The organism is Halorubrum sp. GN11_10-6_MGM (genome assembly GCF_005435165.1).
GTDB lineage: Archaea > Halobacteriota > Halobacteria > Halobacteriales > Haloferacaceae > Halorubrum.
Window position 1 is genome coordinate 1 of the sequence record NZ_SGUC01000197.1, and the last position, 266, is coordinate 266.

At 55.3% G+C, this 266-nt stretch carries 1 pseudogene; it reads right to left on the minus strand.

Annotated elements, in window-relative coordinates:
• Positions 1 to 170: 170 nt before the first annotated feature.
• A pseudogene (locus EXE46_RS17560) lies at positions 171 to 266 on the minus strand (IS5/IS1182 family transposase); the annotation flags it as partial.

Genomic DNA, 266 nt, shown 5'->3' on the forward strand with positions numbered 1-266 from the left:
GGATGGTCTCCTGATCGGAGACCATCCCTCAGGAATCCACTTGCTCGCCTGTTGCATCGATCTACGATACCTCTCAAACGGCTCCTACGAGAGAGTACCGAAATCGATCTCGGGCTAAACACATACTTTATAAGTAAACTGCTTTGTTGAATCCGATGATGGCGTCGGGGTCACTGTTTGAGAGCCTGTTCGAGGTTGTAGACTGCGGCGGTCACCACGAGCTCACGAAACTCGCGGTACCACGCGCGAGGGGGGACAGCGGGGCC